The sequence below is a fragment of the Pseudomonas sp. FSL R10-1350 genome, assembly GCF_009600525.1.
GTDB classification, from domain to species: domain Bacteria; phylum Pseudomonadota; class Gammaproteobacteria; order Pseudomonadales; family Pseudomonadaceae; genus Aquipseudomonas; species Aquipseudomonas helleri.
On record NZ_WIVR01000161.1, the window covers coordinates 1 to 972 of the forward strand.

Sequence of the window (972 nt, forward strand, 5' to 3'; positions counted from 1 at the left end):
CTCGTAGAGATGTGAAGGACTCACCCCGGCGCCGATCAGTGCATCGCGCTGCAGATCGGTGGATTGGGATCCATCCGCTTTTGACACTCGCATATAGCCGATCAACATCTCTTCACCTGTCACATATACGTTCGATTATGTGACAGAGTGACTCAGGAAGCGCTGGTCGTCAAAATTTGTCACTTAACCCGTCACCTAGTCTAAGACATGCAAACGGTTCTTCAGGCTCTTAATGTGATAGAAATTCCAGGGGAATCTGCTCCTTGGCAAACGTAACCCGCAACTGCTCCAGGGAGGCGGGCCAGTTCCCATGCCTCGCCGGGCAGGGTCGCTACTCCTCGCTCGGTAATTCGTGGTGTGTCTGATTCCATGCTCAGACCTCAATACGGTGCACACGAGTATTGAGCATAAACGAGCTTGGTGCGGACGACTGCTGATACTGGGCTGTCAGGAGCCGCCTGCACAACAGCCGTCAAACCCAGTCAATTGGTGCAATCGTCTTCTGAAAATGACACCAGTTGAGGTGTACTTCAACTGGACGCGACAGCGGGTTACGTTGGTTTCAGCGGTAAACTTCTCGACGGTTGCCAAGCTGTACAACCAGTATCCGTAAGGCGCCGTCCTGTATCTCGCAGATTACCCTGAAGTCTCCTACGCGATACCGCCACAGGCCACCCAATGGGCCTGTTAGCGCCTTGCCAGTAGTTCTCGGATCATCCCTGCTGGACACCCGCTCATCCATAAAGTCAAGAATGCGCTTCGCTGACTGCTTGTCGAGCTTCCGCAACTGTGTTTTGGCCGTGTCGGTGTAATCAATCGTCCAGGCCAAGGTCTTTCCTTACGTCCGCAGCAGAGTGAACGACCTCTGTATTTTTACGGACTCGCTCCAGGACTTCAGCCGCGAGGTAGTAATCCTCAAGGTCAGTCAGGCCATGATCGATGATTTCGCGCAGATAATACGCCTTGGTACGC

At 53.4% G+C, this 972-nt stretch carries 1 protein-coding gene and 1 pseudogene; both read right to left on the minus strand.

The features are described 5' to 3' along the window. Window positions 1–108, minus strand: a pseudogene (locus tag GHO25_RS26680) (recombinase family protein); the annotation flags it as partial. A 454-nt stretch (window positions 109–562) separates the two neighbouring features. Next, entirely contained in the window at window positions 563–829 is a 267-nt protein-coding gene (locus GHO25_RS25630; protein ID WP_005730593.1) for a type II toxin-antitoxin system RelE/ParE family toxin, read from the minus strand. Window positions 830–972 lie beyond the last annotated feature (143 nt).